A 16,067-nucleotide genomic window follows, 5' to 3' on the forward strand; every position below is an offset into this window, starting at 1 on the left:
CAACTGCTGCAGCTCCCTGCAAGTAATTAGCCCTTGGCATCACCTGCTTTGAGAATTCGCCCTAATCTCCCGCAACGGTACCGCTTGCCGTGCTCTCATTCGCCCGGTGACTTCCTTGCTTTCATGTCGTTATCCCTTTCCCTAGAATGATAACGCCTTCTTTAAGCATTATCTTCAGTATAAGAGTCAGCCCTTTTCTTTGTCGATGTACATAATCTCCGGAAGATGTACATTTCAACACTAACTTGAAGATTTCAACACGTTTTCGTTTACACTATGATAATTATCAATGCTATAATAAAGGCAACTATTTTCATTAAATGGGTGATGCTTATGCTGACAATTAGAGCTGTACATTTTGACGATTTCATCCCGAATTGGCGTACGCATTCCGAGGTTATCAATTACAATGTGCTTGTTCTTGTCATGGAGGGCAAAGTTACTTACAGGATTGAAAACGAAGATTATACCGGTGAACGGGGAGACTTTATGTTTATTCCAGATGGCTCGCGTCGCGCCGGTGAAAATCACCCTTCCGGACCACACCAAAAGTTTACGATCATCTTCAACTATGAAGTTGATGCTATGCCATTCATTCCTTTTCTTCACGATAAGAAATTTGTACATTTCAAGCTGTGGAGGCTCCAGTACTTGCATAGAAGATTTGAACGTTTATATGAGGAAATGCGCCAGGGGGAGAACTTTAGAACCTTCATTTGTCACGGCATCCTGCAAGAGCTGATTGGCATCATCGCAAGAGAACTAGAGAAGCCCGAGGTTATACCGATCAAAACGAAATATGCCGATATGATAAAACACTATTTGCTAGACCACTACCGCGAACAGATTGAAATCAAGGATCTGGCACGATTAATTCAGCGTTCACCGAACTATACGATCGCCGTATTCCGAGAAGTTATCGGACAATCGCCGATCAAATACATCCATCAATTGCGCGTGATTGAAGCATGTAACCTGTTGTTGAACTCCGACATGTCCATCTCCAATATCTCAAACTATTTAGGCTACTATGACACCTCTTACTTTTTCCGAGTATTCAAAAAATACACCTCGATGTCACCTACAGACTTCATGACCTACGGGAACCAGCAGGACGCGGCCCAGTTGTTCACCTGAGCTCTGTACCATAGCAAAACAGCCCGCAGGTATCTGCGGGCCCGGTTATAAAGAAGGAAACTATCTATTGTCGCTAGCCGCAACGACGCGAAACCTGATACTCCCCGATAATCCCCTCAATAATATCTGCCATGCGATTGATATGCTGACGCTTTAATTTCCACTGAAATATAAGTAAGTTACATTTATGAATGTAGTTGTGAATTCCAACTTGATGCCCCTCATCATGAATTCTTCGTATCAAATGTGGATACTGTTCAGCTTTACTACCAAGTACAAAGAACGTTGCCAACACATCATATTGCTTCAGCAAATCTAGTAGTTCAGGTGTATAGCGTGGATCAGGGCCGTCATCTAAAGTAAAGTCAGCCTGTTGTGCTTGTATACCTTTCTTATATACACCTAGACCAAAGACTCGTGACAATATTACGGGAATCATCATTTACACAAAGGAACCGATTAAAAACAGGACAGGTAGCCATTGAGTCATGATTGCACTTCTTTTGATAATGATGTAACAACGATTGTCTAGACATCATCAACATCATTGGAACCAGCTTTGAAGAGCTCTGCTTCACAAGTTGCCTACCTACGGGATGCAGCACTCGTAGTAGAAATCTCAGGTATAATGTTAGCCATATTCTAAGACACTTTGATTGAATCGGATGTTGTTTAAACCCTAATCTGTTCTACGTTCTTACAGCCAATTATCTTTGTAATCTTTTTCTTTGGTATGCTTTATCTCTAGCACGAACTTAAAGTTTTCTTTGAGTTTCATTAATGGGCTAATCTATCATGATAATATACATGGAGGAAAAGCTCTATGAAAAGGCGAATGGTCAGCTTGTTTGTAGCGTTGCTACTGAGCTTACCCCTCCCTGCTGCCTATACAGCAAGTGAGAATACAAAGTCAGACTCTCATTAAGGGTTATGGGGATGGTAGAAAGTTAATGCTGCAGGAGGCAATTTGGAAACCTCAATTGCATGAATGATAATTCTCGTAAAATAAGTTCAAATCATATAATGGTCCTTCACTGTAAAGGAGTGAGTCTGATGCTGGTTCTTGGAAGAAAACCCGGACAATACATAGTAATCAACGAAAAAATTATCATAAAGGTAATTAAAAGTGAAGAGGGGCATTTACGCTTGGCTATTGAAGCGCCAAAAGATATCTCTATCGTTCGCGGAGAATTACTTTCGGAATTTTCTGACTAAATGATTCTGAAGATTTATGCAACACTAGTGACCCTTCTATTTACTTGCAGCTTTCCTTAGATATTTAAACAAGGACTTGCTTCGTCTGGGCAAAGCCTATGAGATGCCCAAGCCCATTTTTCTCAAACGACTGAAACCATAGGCTTTCGTAATTTAGGATAATAACTTTCAAATTTTTTTTTCAAAAAGACTAAACATTTCAAATACATTGTCGATATATAAATTAATCTCATATTCGATTACTCATGGACGAGTAAATACGCATGTAGTTTCAAGGAGGAACATTTGAAACAGATGCCTATTTATTCGTCTTTTTGCTGTTTAAATGTAGTTTTTTACAATTGAATACTTATTAAATAATTACGAGACTTAGGATGAGCAAATGAGTCGCCGTCATTCTTCAGGAGGAAGAAGGGCAGTGGTTTGTTTGCTCATTTTTTTATGTCAATTTACTGAGCGGGATAAGGGGATGAGCTAATGCTCGTGTTAGGGAGAAGACCCGGAGAATATGTGCTAATCGACAACAACATTATGGTAAAGGTCATTAAGAGCGATGAAGGCCATTTACGTTTGGCGATTGAAGCACCAAAGCATATTTCTATTGTTCGTGGAGAGTTATGGGAAGAAAACAATATAGCCTTAGAAACGGCAAAAAAGGTCGAAGCTCCTGCCACTTAAGGACGAGTGGTGAAATCAAGGAAGATAACAGTTTGACTTACAAATCCTTGTTTTGGATTAGCGCGCAATCCACCAACGACTTGTGAGTACAGGGTATGCGCTTCAAAGGATGCCAACGGATAGGCACCTAAAACACACCACATGGAGGTAATGAGAAATGAGAATTAACCACAACATTGCAGCACAGAACACGCATCGGCAATTAGCAGGTAACACAGGAGCAACAGGAAAATCTTTAGAGAAATTGTCTTCCGGTCTTCGTATCAACCGTGCGGGCGACGACGCTGCAGGTCTTGCGATTTCCGAAAAAATGCGAGCACAAATCCGCGGATTGGATCAAGCACAGCGCAACGCGCAAGATTCGATATCCCTGATTCAGACGGCAGAAGGCGCTTTGACCGAAACACATAGCATCCTTCAACGTATGAAAGAACTCGCAACGCAAGCTGCCAACGATACGAACACTGCTGATGACCGTGGCGAAATTCAGAAGGAAATCAACCAATTATCAGCTGAAATTAACCGTATTGGTAATACGACCGAGTTCAACACGAAAAAACTGTTAAATGGGGACATTTCGGAAAAATCCGGTGTTGTAACGATTGATAAAACAACTAATCCTTTCAATGCGGGAACGACGACTATTTCGAATCCGGATTTAGATAAGAACAGTTCTCTGAAAGCAGGAAATTATACAGTAGATGTTACAGACACTGTAACGAAATCCGCAACCCATACTGCTGATAATGCAATTAAAAACGTTAGCGTTGGGGCAAACTCAAGTCTTAACAGCGGCGATTATGAAATTCGTATTGGCCAAACGCAAACGAAAAATGCATCGCTTGATACTCCGGCCGGCTCTGTAACAGGCGTTTCGATTGCTCCTACTTCTACTTTGGCTAACGGTGCACATGAAGTAACAATTACAAGAACAGATTCTGTTGCAACCGGCGCATTCACCGGTGCCAATACAGGCCTTACGGCCGATGGTATTACGGTTACAGGTAACAATTCAGTGTCTGGAAGCTTTGATATAAAAACTGTAGGCGTTTTAGGTGCGGTAAACAATGGTACTGTTGCCGCAGGTGCGGCTGGTGCCCTTACTTTGAGTTTAGATAATTCTTCGGCACTGAGCAATGGAGTAGGATATCAACTTGCTTATGCAGATGAAGGCAACGGTATTTTTAGTGTTCAATTAATGGATACCGACGGCACTACAGCTTTAACAGACAAAGTTATTCTTGATAACAACGTACAAAATTATCAATTCAAGGCATTGGGAACATCTAATGACTTCGGTGTGAGCTTTAAAACCGCTACTGGGGTTAACACCACATTAACTGGAGCTAACGCAGCCGGAAATCACCAAACATTTGATGTAAGCAGCACGGTTACATTAAGTCAAGGCGGCAGCACTGTAGGTACTACATCTATTGCTGCAGGTGCTGCTGCAGGTAGTGTAACAATTGGAGATTTCACGATTGCCCACGGCGTTGGTAACACAATTATCAATGGAACTGATAGCTTTACTGTCACTAATGAGCTTGCAGCATCATTTGACAGCGGACCTGACGTAACCTTTACTGCCGGCAGCACAGTTACCTTCGCAAACGGAGTAAGCATTGATACACGTGCTGATAGTACAACGTATAGCGCTTCTAACACTTTTGACCTTACCATTGGTACCGCAAATGCTTATACTGCAACAGTCCACGATGCCAATGGCGGCGTTGTGGTTGGCACGCAAACTTTAACGTTTGAGGATGGCGGCACTTATAACCTGGGTAATGGCGTAGATCTTACTATCGGTACACTTACTGGCCCTACTACACATGGATTTAGCGTTACTGCTGCAACAACAAAAACCGCTACGCTGACAAACACAACAACTGGTGATACAACTAAGAAATCTGATATTGCAGCCAACTCCACGATCGATTTTGGAAATGGCCTCAAAGTAAATATTGGCGCAAAAACGAATGGTCAAGCCGCTTTTACAGTTGAAGGTGGTGTTGAGGACAAATCCTTGTCGATGCAAGTCGGAGCAAACCAAGGTCAGTCCTTGTCCATGAATGTTACAGACATGCGTGCAAGTGCTCTCGGGTTAACTTCTTCTGATACATCTGCAGTAATTAAAGATAAAAATGGAAATGTGATTACGGGTGCTGCTTGGACAACTACGAAACAAACCAATAATGGCACTAATAACGTTAATGTTGAGTACTCCCTTGATGTTTCGGATGCTACTAAGGCTTCTGGAGCAATTGCAGTACTAGATAATTCCATTAATGCTGTATCCGCCGAACGTTCCAAATTAGGTGCATACCAAAATCGTTTGGATCACACCATTAACAACCTTGGAGCTGCTTCTGAAAACCTTACTGCCGCTGAGTCGCGTATCCGTGATGTAGACATGGCGAAGGAAATGATGGAGTTCACTAAGAACAACATTCTTACTCAAGCAGCACAATCTATGTTGGCTCAAGCGAACCAACAGCCGCAAGGCGTACTGCAATTGCTCCGTTAATTCCCTGAAATTCCGAAGGGGTTTTCCCAAAGGCCCATTTATAACTTTTCGGTTTCCACTTATTACTAATTTTACGTGTAAAAACAACCTCCATCTCCACTTTATCATAGGTGGAATTGGAGGTTGTTTTGCATGAAGTCTGGGATCCTCTCCAGAACGTCTGCCACGGATTTCGCTCTATTTATGATACGGTTCAGCTCACTACAATTAAGGCAGCTTGGTTCTATCCCTTCTAGCTGCAGTGTGTTAGCGGCAGTCGTGGTCACACTACCAACCTTAACGCTACTATGTTCTCGCTTGTAACGCACTTCTGGCAACCAGCATATATCCGGCCCCCCGAATCGTAATGATTCTCTCAGGATTGACAGGGTCAGCTTCGATTTTTTTACGTAAATTACTAATGTGTACAGCGACGGTTCTCGTATCCTCCAGACTCTCCATTCCCCAGATGAGCTGAAACAACATATCGACAGTGACGACACGGTTAACGTTTTGTGCCAAATAGGACAATAGACTGAACTCTTTTTTCGTTAAAAAAATGGTTTCACTACCCATGATGGCGGACTGTGCGTAGTAATCCAGCGTCAAACCCGGAAACTCTAGCAGTTGTTCCCTTCTGCCCGTCGACACTCTGCGAAGGTGAGCCTTGATCTTGGCCATGAGTACTCCTGGACTAAACGGCTTGGTCACATAATCGTCGCCGCCATAGGATAATGCGCTGATTTTGACCTCGTCCTCCTCACGGCTGCTCAGAAACACGATCGGCGCATTCGTGTAGAAACGTGCGTTCCTACACCAATCAATGCCGTTTTCATTAGCCAACAATACATCCAGTACAATCAAATCCGGCTCGAACGACGTAAGCAGTTTCATGGCTTCTGCCCCGCTGTAGCTGTAGGAGCATATGAAGCCCTCACGCTCGCAATACACCTGAACAATCTCGCATATATTGGGATCATCATCGACGATCATAATTTTGTGCATGTCCATCATGCTGTCACCTTCTTTCTTCTACAATACAAGAATACAAGGAAGCGATACATAGAATATTGCCCCCGTCTTGCCGTCGCTCTCCGCTCGAATCGTCCCTCCATGCGCTTGGACGATTTCCCTGCAAATCGCCAGCCCGAGCCCGCTGCCCTCTATACCCTTCTCCAGGCCCGGTCGATCATACCTGTAATTACGATCGAAGATTTGCTCGAGCTGCTCTGGGGGAATACCTGTGCCTGAATCTTGCACGCTAATGATTGCACGGCGGATATGATCCTCTTCTTCAACAGCTAATGCAATACGCACCGACCCACTGCTAGAAGTAAACTTCATCGCGTTCGACACTATATTAAACAATGCCTGCTCTAATCTTTGCACATCCATTTCGACAACAGGCATGTCAGGGCGTTGATCTTCCACATCTCTGAAATCCAGCGTGAAATCCAACCCTGCGTCACGCACAACTAGCTCATATTGTTCATAGAACCGGCGCAAGAAGTCAACCACATGAACCTGCTCCATTCGGTACGAGACTTGTCCCGTCTCCAAATGCGACAAGAAGGACAACTCCTCGATCATGCGGTTAACCCTTATCGTGTTATCCCGGATATACTTCAAGTACTGTTCATTACGTTCCGGCTTGACCCTGTCCTGCACAGCTTCTACATAACCAAGCATACTGGACAACGGCATACGCAGATCGTGCGTTATATAGGCAAGGAGCTTCTTCCTCCCTTCCTCGGAGTGAAGCAACCGGTCATACGACGTGCGGAGATCATCATGAGCAGCGGATAGGGCCTGTGTGCGTTCCTGCACGGTTCGTTCCAAATTCAAATTCATTTCGGTCAGCTTGTTGTTAGCATCCTGCAGTTCACGTGCAATCCTCTCCTCGTTCGATGCCGCCCTCGTAAATCTCGAAGAAAGCAGAATCATCTGTGCGATCGTAAACACCAACAAACCAAGCGGAGATGTATTTCCGATCAGCGACCATTCGTTGTAATATAAAAAATCGTTGACGACAGTAACTAAACCAACCACCGACACGAGCAGGAAGATTAGCGCTCCCTCCATACGCCGCATAGCCGCTTTGACTAGCCCAACCATCAGATAAACCATATGCAGAAAAACCATCACACCGATCATCAGTAACATTTTGGTATATAGAAGTGCAGGGGTCACCACAACAACGATACAGAATGCGCCGGTAACGATCCGCGTGACAAGATGAAACCAACGCGACACATAATTCGGAAAAATGCTATCAAAGTACATCGTCATGATATAACCAATGCTGCAAAGAATCAGGTATTCGATCTTGAACTGCAATCCCCATGGAAAAGATGGCCACAATTGTGTGAGTAAGAGCTCGCCGACCAGCAAGGATCGGATACCGGACAACGTGGTGAACAGACCAAAATACAATGGAGCCCTGTCTTTGCGTCGCAGTCCGAATAACAGCAGATGATATACGCCAATCACAAGCAGGCCTGCGGTGGTGAACATTTCTGCGGCGATTCTCAGATTTGTCCTAACCGTTAACACATCACTGCCGCCGAGCTCTATATACTTGGTGATGCCGCCTCGCTTATGATGGAAGTTGGCTACTTGCATAACCAGCTCTACCTTGTCATTCTTGGGCTGAAAGAACACCAGCTTCGTTGCCAGATGCGGTGTCACGCTGCTCTTGTCCTGACCAACTACACCAACCTCTGCCAACAGCTCGCCATTAACCCATAATTTATACGCATGAAAAATGGTAGGCATCCGCAGAGCAAGCCGCTCATTCCTATCCTGCTCGCTAAGCTTTATGACCACCCGAAAGGTTGCAAAGCCTGTACCGTTCAGCTGCTGACCATCTAATTGATAGCCTAACCATGACCCCGGGATGCTGATCCAGCGATCATGATTTCCGTCCCTTGCTAAGCGATTCTGTATGTCCTCAGGCGACAGCAGCTCTTGCCAATAGAACGCCCAGTCCCCTTTTAACTTTACCGGATTCTCACTGACATGGGCCTGCGTTATATCCAGAATGCCTTTTTCACTTTGGAACTTAGGGGAGTCCGGTGCAGGGACGACGGCATAGCTTACAACCGAACCAATAACAAGGGCAGCAATTATATAAAGCAAGATAGAACGAGAACCGAATCGGAGAATACCCCTCATTATGAACCCAACCCCAATCTCCAAGAGCGCAATAAGTAAGTCGATTATCTAAATCATATCATCATTATAGGTAAATGTACCCTGCAAATATCTACGAGGCGTTGAACACAAACATTACGATGAGGTCCTTTTTTGAACGTAAGAAAAAACCGTCCACCCCCGGACGGTTAATTAACATGCAAACCCATGTTTTAAGCAAGAAGAATATACCGGGTAACGAAGTAGACTCACCGATGCAGATCATAGTGGTAGATTCAAATACATTCAAACTTCAATATACAGGTAAATGCGGCTCTTAACTACTACTTTCTTACGAGTGACATACAGCGCCCCACATGTGCCGAGTGCTCAGTGTGAACATTACCTAATACGATGTACCCCCATCTTATGAACGTCTGACTACCGTACTTTTACAGCTTTATAGTGGAAATTATAATTATAAAGCCGACACCTATCATAGAATAGGGCCACATAAAAACACACCAGCCCTGATGCGGACTGGTGTACTATGGTGAATGCGAGGGGATTAGAACAAGTGTCCGCTAAGTCTTACTATGTATTAAGAAGTCCCTTAAGGTCGTAGGGTGTAAGGCTTCTAACGACTTGATTATTTATATAGTGCTAGTTGGTTTTAACGAGTTTTTCGCATTTCAACATGCATGTCTACCGGAATAGACAGGACTCACAACATGATTTGCACATATTTTATCCAGTGTTATTTGATTTTAATACAAGAAAAAGAATCACTGATCTGAAATGTATAGACCATCAAGTCAATAAAAAAACAATAAGATGCAATCAAGCCTCATAGTATCATTCCCCTTATCTATACTTTCTAGAGAGTGTTCCTTTATGCTTCTCGATAATCGAACTAACAATAGAACGACCTAACTTATAACACCAGATAACCGATAAAGTTGTCTCCCTTTTACGAGCGTGTTTTTACTCAGTTTAAATCTACTAACAGCGTACTTCAATCCAATTCGACCGCTCTCAATCTCTTGCACGATGGCTAATTTCTCTGAGGCACTAATTTTATTTTCGGGCATGAAAAATGCTCCCCTCACAGCAAACAGGTTATATATTATTTCACCTGTCTACCGTATGGGGAGCATATCAAGATTCAATCTGCAGAGCAGCCTCTTTAGGCTATCTGAAACTCTTATTTACTCCAAATTCGTTGCAGGATAACTGCCGCTTCGGCGCGAGTGAGAGAGCTGTTCGGCGCCAATATGCCGTTTGATCCTTGCACGATACCGGCATTGACCAGTGCTACAACGCTGTCTTTCGCGTAAGAAGCTACCGATGCCTCGTCGCTGAACGCATCCAAAGTGCCACCTGTCGGCAACGCTTTGCCTGCGGCTTTCGCCGCGCGCGCCGCGATGACCATCATGTCTTGACGCGAGATCTTGCTGTTTGGATCGAACAGATTGCTGCCCGTGCCTTGAATGATGCCGAGCTGCGCAGCGATCTTGACCGCATCGTAGTAGTATGCGGAGGAATCCACGTCGGAGAACATCGTTACGGAAGCATTGTTACCTTTAAGCTCCAATGCGCGAACGAGCAGCGACAGGAAGTCCGCTCTCTTGATGGAAGCATTCGGATCGTACGCGTTCTCACTCGTGCCGTTAATGATGCCGCGAGATGCCATCGCTTCGATCGCTTTCTTCGCCCATGGTACGGACTGAAGATCTCCGAACGATTTCACGACGAACGCAACCGCATAGATACTGAAGTGAGTCGTCGAGAATTTGACCGTACCGCTTGCTGCATCGTAGCGGGCATTCGGCACAGGTGTCGCTTTGCCGCTGCCTTCGATGTACCAGATGATGATGTGATCCGGGTTGCTTAGCTCTTCAGCCGTCGGCGTGTAAGGTACGGATACCGTTACAGGCGCGTTCGGGTTGTTCCAAGCGACAACGGAGTCGCCTGCCAAAACTTCGAGGCTAATGACCGGATGGTTACCGATTTGCTGGCGGACGTCATTGCTGAGTCCTTCTGTCGAGACCTTGCCCAAGCGAACCGATACGAACTCGGAGCTGCCGACGTTCGTGCCTGCCAGCATGTTGCCAGGAAGCTCGACCGTGCCGTTCACCGTCTTGATCGCAAGTACTGTCGATCCGGAATCTTTCAGGCTTTGAAGCGGCAATTGCACGTCGTATGAATTTGCGCCTGCTGTTGCAGGAATGTCGATCGTAACTTTTTTCTTGCCTGCAGCGTTAGTTACAACTTGATCGAACGCTTTCTGCAGATTGCCGGCAGAGATGTTGGACGATGCCTTACCGTTATTCACGGTAACTTTTGGTGTGATCTGGCCGTTTTCAACCGGTTGTTCAGTCACCGGAGGAGGCGTGTCTGTACCGGTCTGAGGCGAAGCGGCTCTCGTTGTTGCAGTCACAACTGGTGATGCATCCGACACCAATTCCACTTTAACTGCCTTCACGTAGTAGTAGTACTTCGTTGAAGCCTCCAGACCCGTATCCGTAAATTCGGAAACCGGTACGCCGGAAGCGATTACCGTGAAAGAACCGGATTCGGACGTTCCGCGATAGACGGAGAACGTTACACTCGTGTCTGAAGTGGTGTTCCAATTCAGCCTGATTGAGGATTGGCTTTGAGCATCAGCCGTCAATCCCGTAGGTGCCGCCAAAACCTCCTCAGGAGGCGTTACAACCAGAGGAATCGTCGTTGCAGTCACAACTGTGGATGCATCCGACACCAATTCCCCTTTAACTGCCTTCACGTAGTAGTAGTACTTCGTTGAAGCCTCCAGACCCGTATCCGTGAATTCGGAAACCGGTACGCCGGAAGCGATTACCGTGAAAGAACCGGATTCGGACGTTCCACGATAGACGGAGAACGTTACGCTCGTGTCTGAAGTGGTGTTCCAATTCAACTTGATCGAGCTAGCGTTCACGGCAGAAGCCGTTACGTTCGCAGGCGCCGCCGGTGTCGTTGCAGGAGAATTCTTACCGAAAAGCGTAAGCACTCCAAAAACGGACGTGTCTTGATAACCTTGGCCGGTCAAATCGTTCCATGCGGCAACGCTCTGACGAGCACCGTTTTTACCGTCGTTGATTTGCACGTCAAAGCCTAGCTTCATGTTGTTTTCCGGCGTGATCGATGTTAACGGTATTTTCATTTCTACCGTGTAGTTCGTTCCGGAAAGAGAGGTGGCTGACTCGAAACCGGCTGCTTTGCTTGACGGATTAAAAGTTGCCTGGTTCATATAGTTTACTCTGTATTGTCCATCATCCGATTGATAGGAAGCTGTCTTACCATTATTCTCGTCTACGAACACTTCGACGGAATCTTGTTCATGCGCGTTCGGGCTAGTACTGTCCAGTTCCGCATTATCAGTAACTTGGATTTGCAAATACAGGTTGTGATCATCCCAGAGCGCTCTGGCTACACCGCGTGCACCTTGCCATGCCATCTGGAACTTGTTGATCGAGACTTCAGGCGCATCGCTCCAGATCGCGTCAATGGTTCCGTCTATGACCGGCGTACCGTATTTAGCGGAAGTTTGACTAGCGGTTGCCGAAGCCGGCGGGTGCTCCGCTATGAACTTGCTCGGATCGATAACGCCGTAATAGGCTTGTTTCGCTTGCAGGTTGTTATCGAAGAGCAACGGCGGTTGTTCTTTTCTCCAGCTCGTCGCGTCGTTCAGACCCCAGAAGGTGACTCTGGCGATATTCGCGGCGTGCTCTTTGTAAATTTGGAATAGCTGCGCGTACAAGTAGCCTTGCGCGATTGCTTCCTTTTCGGTGATCGTGCCGCCGTTGCCGGCCGTTATGTCCAGCTCGGTAATGCTGATCTCAACGCCCAAGGAAATAAACCGCTCCAACGACGCTTTAACGTTGTCCGGCTTCGTGTTGACGTTATAATGCGCCTGCATGCCGACGCCGTCGATCAGCTTCTTGCCCGGATGCGTAAGTGCGTACTTGTCGTTGATCTCTTTCACCATATTGTAAATGGCCGTAGCTTTGTTCTGGTTATCATCGTTGTAATCGTTGTAATAGAGCTTGATATCCCAAGACGGGTTTGCGTCCAGCACTTCTCTTGCCGCTAAGAACGCTTGCTCCACGTAATCGTTACCGATCGCCGTTTTCCAAGGAGAGGTGCGCAGGGCAGCAACCCAATCCGTCGGATTAGAAGGATTGTCGTTCATCGCTTCGTTGACGACGTCCCAAGAAATCAAATTGTTGCCGTATTTGTCAGCGTAGTGCGTCATAACCGTTTGGATGTGCGTTCTCATATTGGCGAGTGCCTCGTCGCGGCTCAAAGGTGAACCGTTCGAAGTAGTCATCCACGCAGGCGTCTGCTGATGCCATACGAGCACATGGCCGTGTACTTTCATCCCTGCGGCGATCGCTTTATCGACTAGCGAATCCGCATAAGTGAAAGTACCTTTCACCGCCTGTGTCGCATCCGGTTTCATGGCGTTTTCCGCCGTTACGACATTATGATGCAATTTGAGAAGCTCCAGGCGAGTGCCATCGAAATCCGCCGCGGATACCGCGTTGCCGATCAAGAAATCGTCTTGATACTTTGTCTTGATTGGCGTCAAGTCTTTTTGTACGGAGATAGGGATTGAGCCCGTGTTCACAAAGCTGATATCGTCGATGTAGAAAGAAGCAGTCTTGTTGCTGGAGCTCTCGACGTAAATGGTCAAAAATTCGTCGCCTACGCTGGAGTAACGATAGGTGCCTTCAAGCTTCACCCATCCGTCTGCAGCACTCACGGTTTTTGCTTGTATGGTATTGTAGCTGGCGGTGCTGCCGTTGCCGACTTGCGTGGACAACTGAAGCTGCGAGCTGGTCGGCGAGATCAGCTTGACCCATGCCGTTACTTTGTACTCGCTGCCTTTGTCTACGTTCTGCTCGACGCGAATCGTCGGACCGTGCCAAGAGTCGGTGCGGTCTGCTACTTTCATCGCATAAGAACCGTTGTCGGTATGGTTGGCTTCATTCGTAACGGTCAACGTTTCCGTTCCCGCGCGGCCGACAAAGCCGCCATTCGATTGATCCTCGAACGTTACGGTATTGAATGGCACTGCAGGTGTTCTAGCAGGCTCGGCGCCAGGCGTAACGTCTTTGATTACGAATTCGTCCATATAGAAGTCGGCTTTCGCCGTGGCGGTTTCGTCTGAGTCGTAGTTGTTCGCTTCGATCCACACTAGGAATTCGGTCGTGTTGGCTGGTACTTCGTAGCCTTTCACCTCGAATGTCTTCCAGACGGAGTTCGTAACGACCTGGTTTTGGATAATCCATGGGTAGCTATCCGTACCGCCGGATTTGACTTTTGCGCCTAAGTGGTAGTTATCGGTTCCTTGAGCGGACCGGAGTTTGAACGAGATATCGTATTTATGACCGGATACCAACTTGCTGGTCAAATTAAGCGATACGGCGCTCTTTCTGTCCGAACGGACCTTATACAGAAGGGATTTCGTTCCCTCGGATGCGTAGTCGGACGATACTACCGCAGTACCGGTGCCGTTCCATCCCAGATCCGTCCAACCGCCGAGCTGACCATCCTCAAAGCTTTGGGACAGGACGAGGAATCCTGGAGGAGAAGCTGCGCTTGTCTGGCGAATGACGATGTCGTCGATCGCGAAGCTAGTATTTTTACCGGCGTCTTCGGATTCGAAGTAGAGTTTAATTCCCGTAGCGGCGCTGTTATATGTATAAGTACCGCTCAGTTTCACCCAAGCGCCGTCGGTGACCGTCGTCAACTCGATTACTTGCTTAAACTGGTCGTTGCCGGTTAATCCGGATTGCTCAATCGATGCCTTTAGCTGCGTCGAAGCCGCTCCGGTATCCAGCTTGGCGTAGGCGGAAATTTCGTAATCCGCGCCTTTTTCAAGCGTATCCGTCAACACTAGGCTCGGGCCGTGGTAATTTTGGGCACGTTCCGTCACGAGAAGCGCGTTCGAGCCGGAGTGGTGTACGGCATTCGTTACGGTCGCCGTAGCGCCGTTGCCGGTCCACCCATTTTTGCCGTTTTCGAATTTCTCGACAAGAACGGCCGGTTTGACGACTTTCACTTGGAAATCGTCGACGTAGAAACTAGCGGTTTTACTGCTGCTGCTCTGTAAGTAGACTTGCAGGGCATTGGCGTTCATGTCGTATGTATACTCGCCTTTGACTTGTACCCATGCGTCTGCTGTTACCGTTGCCGCGGAGCCTGGATTCAGGTACTCGTTGGATGCCCCAGTCTGTTGAGCGCCGAATTGGATTGTCTCGGAGCCGGTCGATCCCTCTTTGAGTTTAACCCATGCGGAAAGCTCGTAAACTGATTCCTTGTTCAGTATGCCGGTGGCGGCGAGGTTAAAGCCCGGGCCGTTCCAGTTGTCCGTTCTTCCTTGCACCAAGATACTGCCGGTTCCGCTCTGAGCGGCATTGTTCGAAGCCGTTACAGTCTCGGTACCACGCTTGAACCATCCTTGCGTGCCGTTCTCGAAGTCGTTCGAAACGACGACGTTCCCGATCGCTTCCGGTGACGGAGGCGTAGGTCCGCCGATCGCGGCTGCGAAGGTATTTAAAGTATCGTCTTTCTTAATGAGAATACGTCCCATCGCCAAGGCGTCGTCATCGCCGCTCCAGGCTTTGAAACCGACATTAATTCCGTTCTCCGTCGCGGCTGCTTTTACGTCCGCGTTGTAGTTGCCGTAAGGATAGGCAAGAAGGATCGGATCTTTGCCGGTAATTCCTTTCAAGAACGTATTAGCGGATTGGATTTCCGCGGCCGCGGTCGCTTTGGTGATGCTAGTCGTCCATACAGCTTGATCATGCGTCTTTGTATGGTTTTGAAGACTGATGTTCGGGTTGTTTTTCAGCGTGTTCAATTGGCTCAGCGTCATTCCCCAAGAACCGATATTGTACTGCGTCAATACTGGAAGCGCGTTTGTAATAAAGTCCGGTGTCGCGTCATCGAACGTCAGCAGGATCGGTTTCGAAGGAGCGGTTGCCCCGTTCACGATAATGTCGACGTACTGTTCCGCGGATACGGTGGTATAGCCGTTATCGTTCAGATACTTCATTTGTTTTTTGAAGTTGGCTGTGCTGTATTGATAATCTCCGGATGGATTATCGGTGATTACATGGTACAGGATGACAGGTATCGTTGCGCTCGCTGCATTCGCATTTGGAGCATACCAAAATTGCGGCACTAACAGTGCAGCGGCTAACAGTGACAGCAATAGCTGTTTGAAGCGTCTACTCATTTGATGTCCTTCCCCCTATAATGGATTTTGATGTTACCTAAAGCGCTTTCAATCTTGATGTTGAATGACTTCTCCTTCCCGTATCTTCAATTATAATGAGCGTTTTAATAGGGCGGCACCTAACGAAGTAGA

Annotated in this window: 9 protein-coding genes and 1 pseudogene; 4 read left to right on the forward strand and 6 right to left on the reverse strand. The window is 46.8% G+C overall.

Annotation, left to right across the window (positions count from 1 at the left end; genetic code table 11):
• The first annotated feature begins 333 nt into the window (after positions 1-333).
• A complete protein-coding gene (locus AC1DPK_RS02875) occupies positions 334-1,137 on the forward strand; it encodes a helix-turn-helix domain-containing protein (protein WP_477509239.1) in 804 nt (267 codons plus the stop codon).
• A gap of 73 nt (positions 1,138-1,210) precedes the next feature.
• Here AC1DPK_RS02875 and AC1DPK_RS02880 read toward each other — a convergent pair whose 3' ends face one another.
• The gene (locus AC1DPK_RS02880; RefSeq protein WP_477509240.1) at positions 1,211-1,579 is read right to left on the reverse strand and encodes a polysaccharide deacetylase family protein; all 369 of its coding nucleotides are present in this window, start codon (positions 1,577-1,579) and stop codon (positions 1,211-1,213) included.
• Positions 1,530-1,811: pseudogene (locus AC1DPK_RS02885) on the reverse strand (YkoP family protein); the annotation flags it as partial. The gene AC1DPK_RS02880 and the pseudogene AC1DPK_RS02885, both read right to left, overlap by 50 nt.
• A gap of 379 nt (positions 1,812-2,190) precedes the next feature.
• On the opposite strand from AC1DPK_RS02885, the gene AC1DPK_RS02890 reads away from it, so the two are divergent.
• The 3 genes from AC1DPK_RS02890 (at position 2,191) to AC1DPK_RS02900 (ending at position 5,557) form a co-directional block, all read left to right on the forward strand.
• Complete coding sequence (locus AC1DPK_RS02890; protein WP_147947669.1) at positions 2,191-2,352, forward strand: carbon storage regulator; 162 nt, start codon at positions 2,191-2,193, stop codon at positions 2,350-2,352.
• A 477-nt stretch (positions 2,353-2,829) separates the two neighbouring features.
• Positions 2,830-3,030, forward strand: a complete 201-nt coding sequence (locus AC1DPK_RS02895; protein ID WP_076269472.1) for a carbon storage regulator — start codon at positions 2,830-2,832, stop codon at positions 3,028-3,030.
• A 157-nt stretch (positions 3,031-3,187) separates the two neighbouring features.
• Positions 3,188-5,557, forward strand: coding sequence for a flagellin N-terminal helical domain-containing protein (locus AC1DPK_RS02900; RefSeq protein ID WP_477509241.1), 2,370 nt, complete (start codon positions 3,188-3,190; stop codon positions 5,555-5,557).
• 285 nt (positions 5,558-5,842) lie between these two features.
• On the opposite strand, the gene AC1DPK_RS02905 is transcribed toward AC1DPK_RS02900, so the two are convergent.
• The 4 genes from AC1DPK_RS02905 to AC1DPK_RS02920 all read right to left on the reverse strand — a co-directional run bounded on the left by AC1DPK_RS02905 (position 5,843) and on the right by AC1DPK_RS02920 (position 15,935).
• Positions 5,843-6,550: a response regulator transcription factor gene (locus tag AC1DPK_RS02905; RefSeq protein WP_477509242.1), complete on the reverse strand. Its 708-nt coding sequence runs from the start codon at positions 6,548-6,550 to the stop codon at positions 5,843-5,845.
• Positions 6,551-6,568: 18 nt separating this feature from the next.
• Positions 6,569-8,710, reverse strand: a complete 2,142-nt coding sequence (locus tag AC1DPK_RS02910; RefSeq protein ID WP_477509243.1) for a sensor histidine kinase — start codon at positions 8,708-8,710, stop codon at positions 6,569-6,571.
• An 887-nt stretch (positions 8,711-9,597) separates the two neighbouring features.
• A complete protein-coding gene (locus AC1DPK_RS02915) occupies positions 9,598-9,759 on the reverse strand; it encodes a hypothetical protein (protein ID WP_477509244.1) in 162 nt (53 codons plus the stop codon).
• A gap of 113 nt (positions 9,760-9,872) precedes the next feature.
• The gene (locus tag AC1DPK_RS02920) at positions 9,873-15,935 is read right to left on the reverse strand and encodes an endo-1,4-beta-xylanase (protein WP_477509245.1); all 6,063 of its coding nucleotides are present in this window, start codon (positions 15,933-15,935) and stop codon (positions 9,873-9,875) included.
• Positions 15,936-16,067 lie beyond the last annotated feature (132 nt).

The organism is Paenibacillus sp. 01T424 (assembly GCF_056398745.1).

What these genes read in the sequence shown, in the direction of transcription:
- AC1DPK_RS02875 (WP_477509239.1), top strand. Translation starts at nt 334, where the DNA reads ATGCTGACAATTAGAGCTGTACATTTTGACGATTTCATCCCGAATTGG.
- AC1DPK_RS02880 (WP_477509240.1), bottom strand. Translation starts at nt 1,579, where the DNA reads ATGATGATTCCCGTAATATTGTCACGAGTCTTTGGTCTAGGTGTATAT.
- AC1DPK_RS02890 (WP_147947669.1), top strand. Translation starts at nt 2,191, where the DNA reads ATGCTGGTTCTTGGAAGAAAACCCGGACAATACATAGTAATCAACGAA.
- AC1DPK_RS02895 (WP_076269472.1), top strand. Translation starts at nt 2,830, where the DNA reads ATGCTCGTGTTAGGGAGAAGACCCGGAGAATATGTGCTAATCGACAAC.
- AC1DPK_RS02900 (WP_477509241.1), top strand. Translation starts at nt 3,188, where the DNA reads ATGAGAATTAACCACAACATTGCAGCACAGAACACGCATCGGCAATTA.
- AC1DPK_RS02905 (WP_477509242.1), bottom strand. Translation starts at nt 6,550, where the DNA reads ATGATGGACATGCACAAAATTATGATCGTCGATGATGATCCCAATATA.
- AC1DPK_RS02910 (WP_477509243.1), bottom strand. Translation starts at nt 8,710, where the DNA reads ATGAGGGGTATTCTCCGATTCGGTTCTCGTTCTATCTTGCTTTATATA.
- AC1DPK_RS02915 (WP_477509244.1), bottom strand. Translation starts at nt 9,759, where the DNA reads ATGCCCGAAAATAAAATTAGTGCCTCAGAGAAATTAGCCATCGTGCAA.
- AC1DPK_RS02920 (WP_477509245.1), bottom strand. Translation starts at nt 15,935, where the DNA reads ATGAGTAGACGCTTCAAACAGCTATTGCTGTCACTGTTAGCCGCTGCA.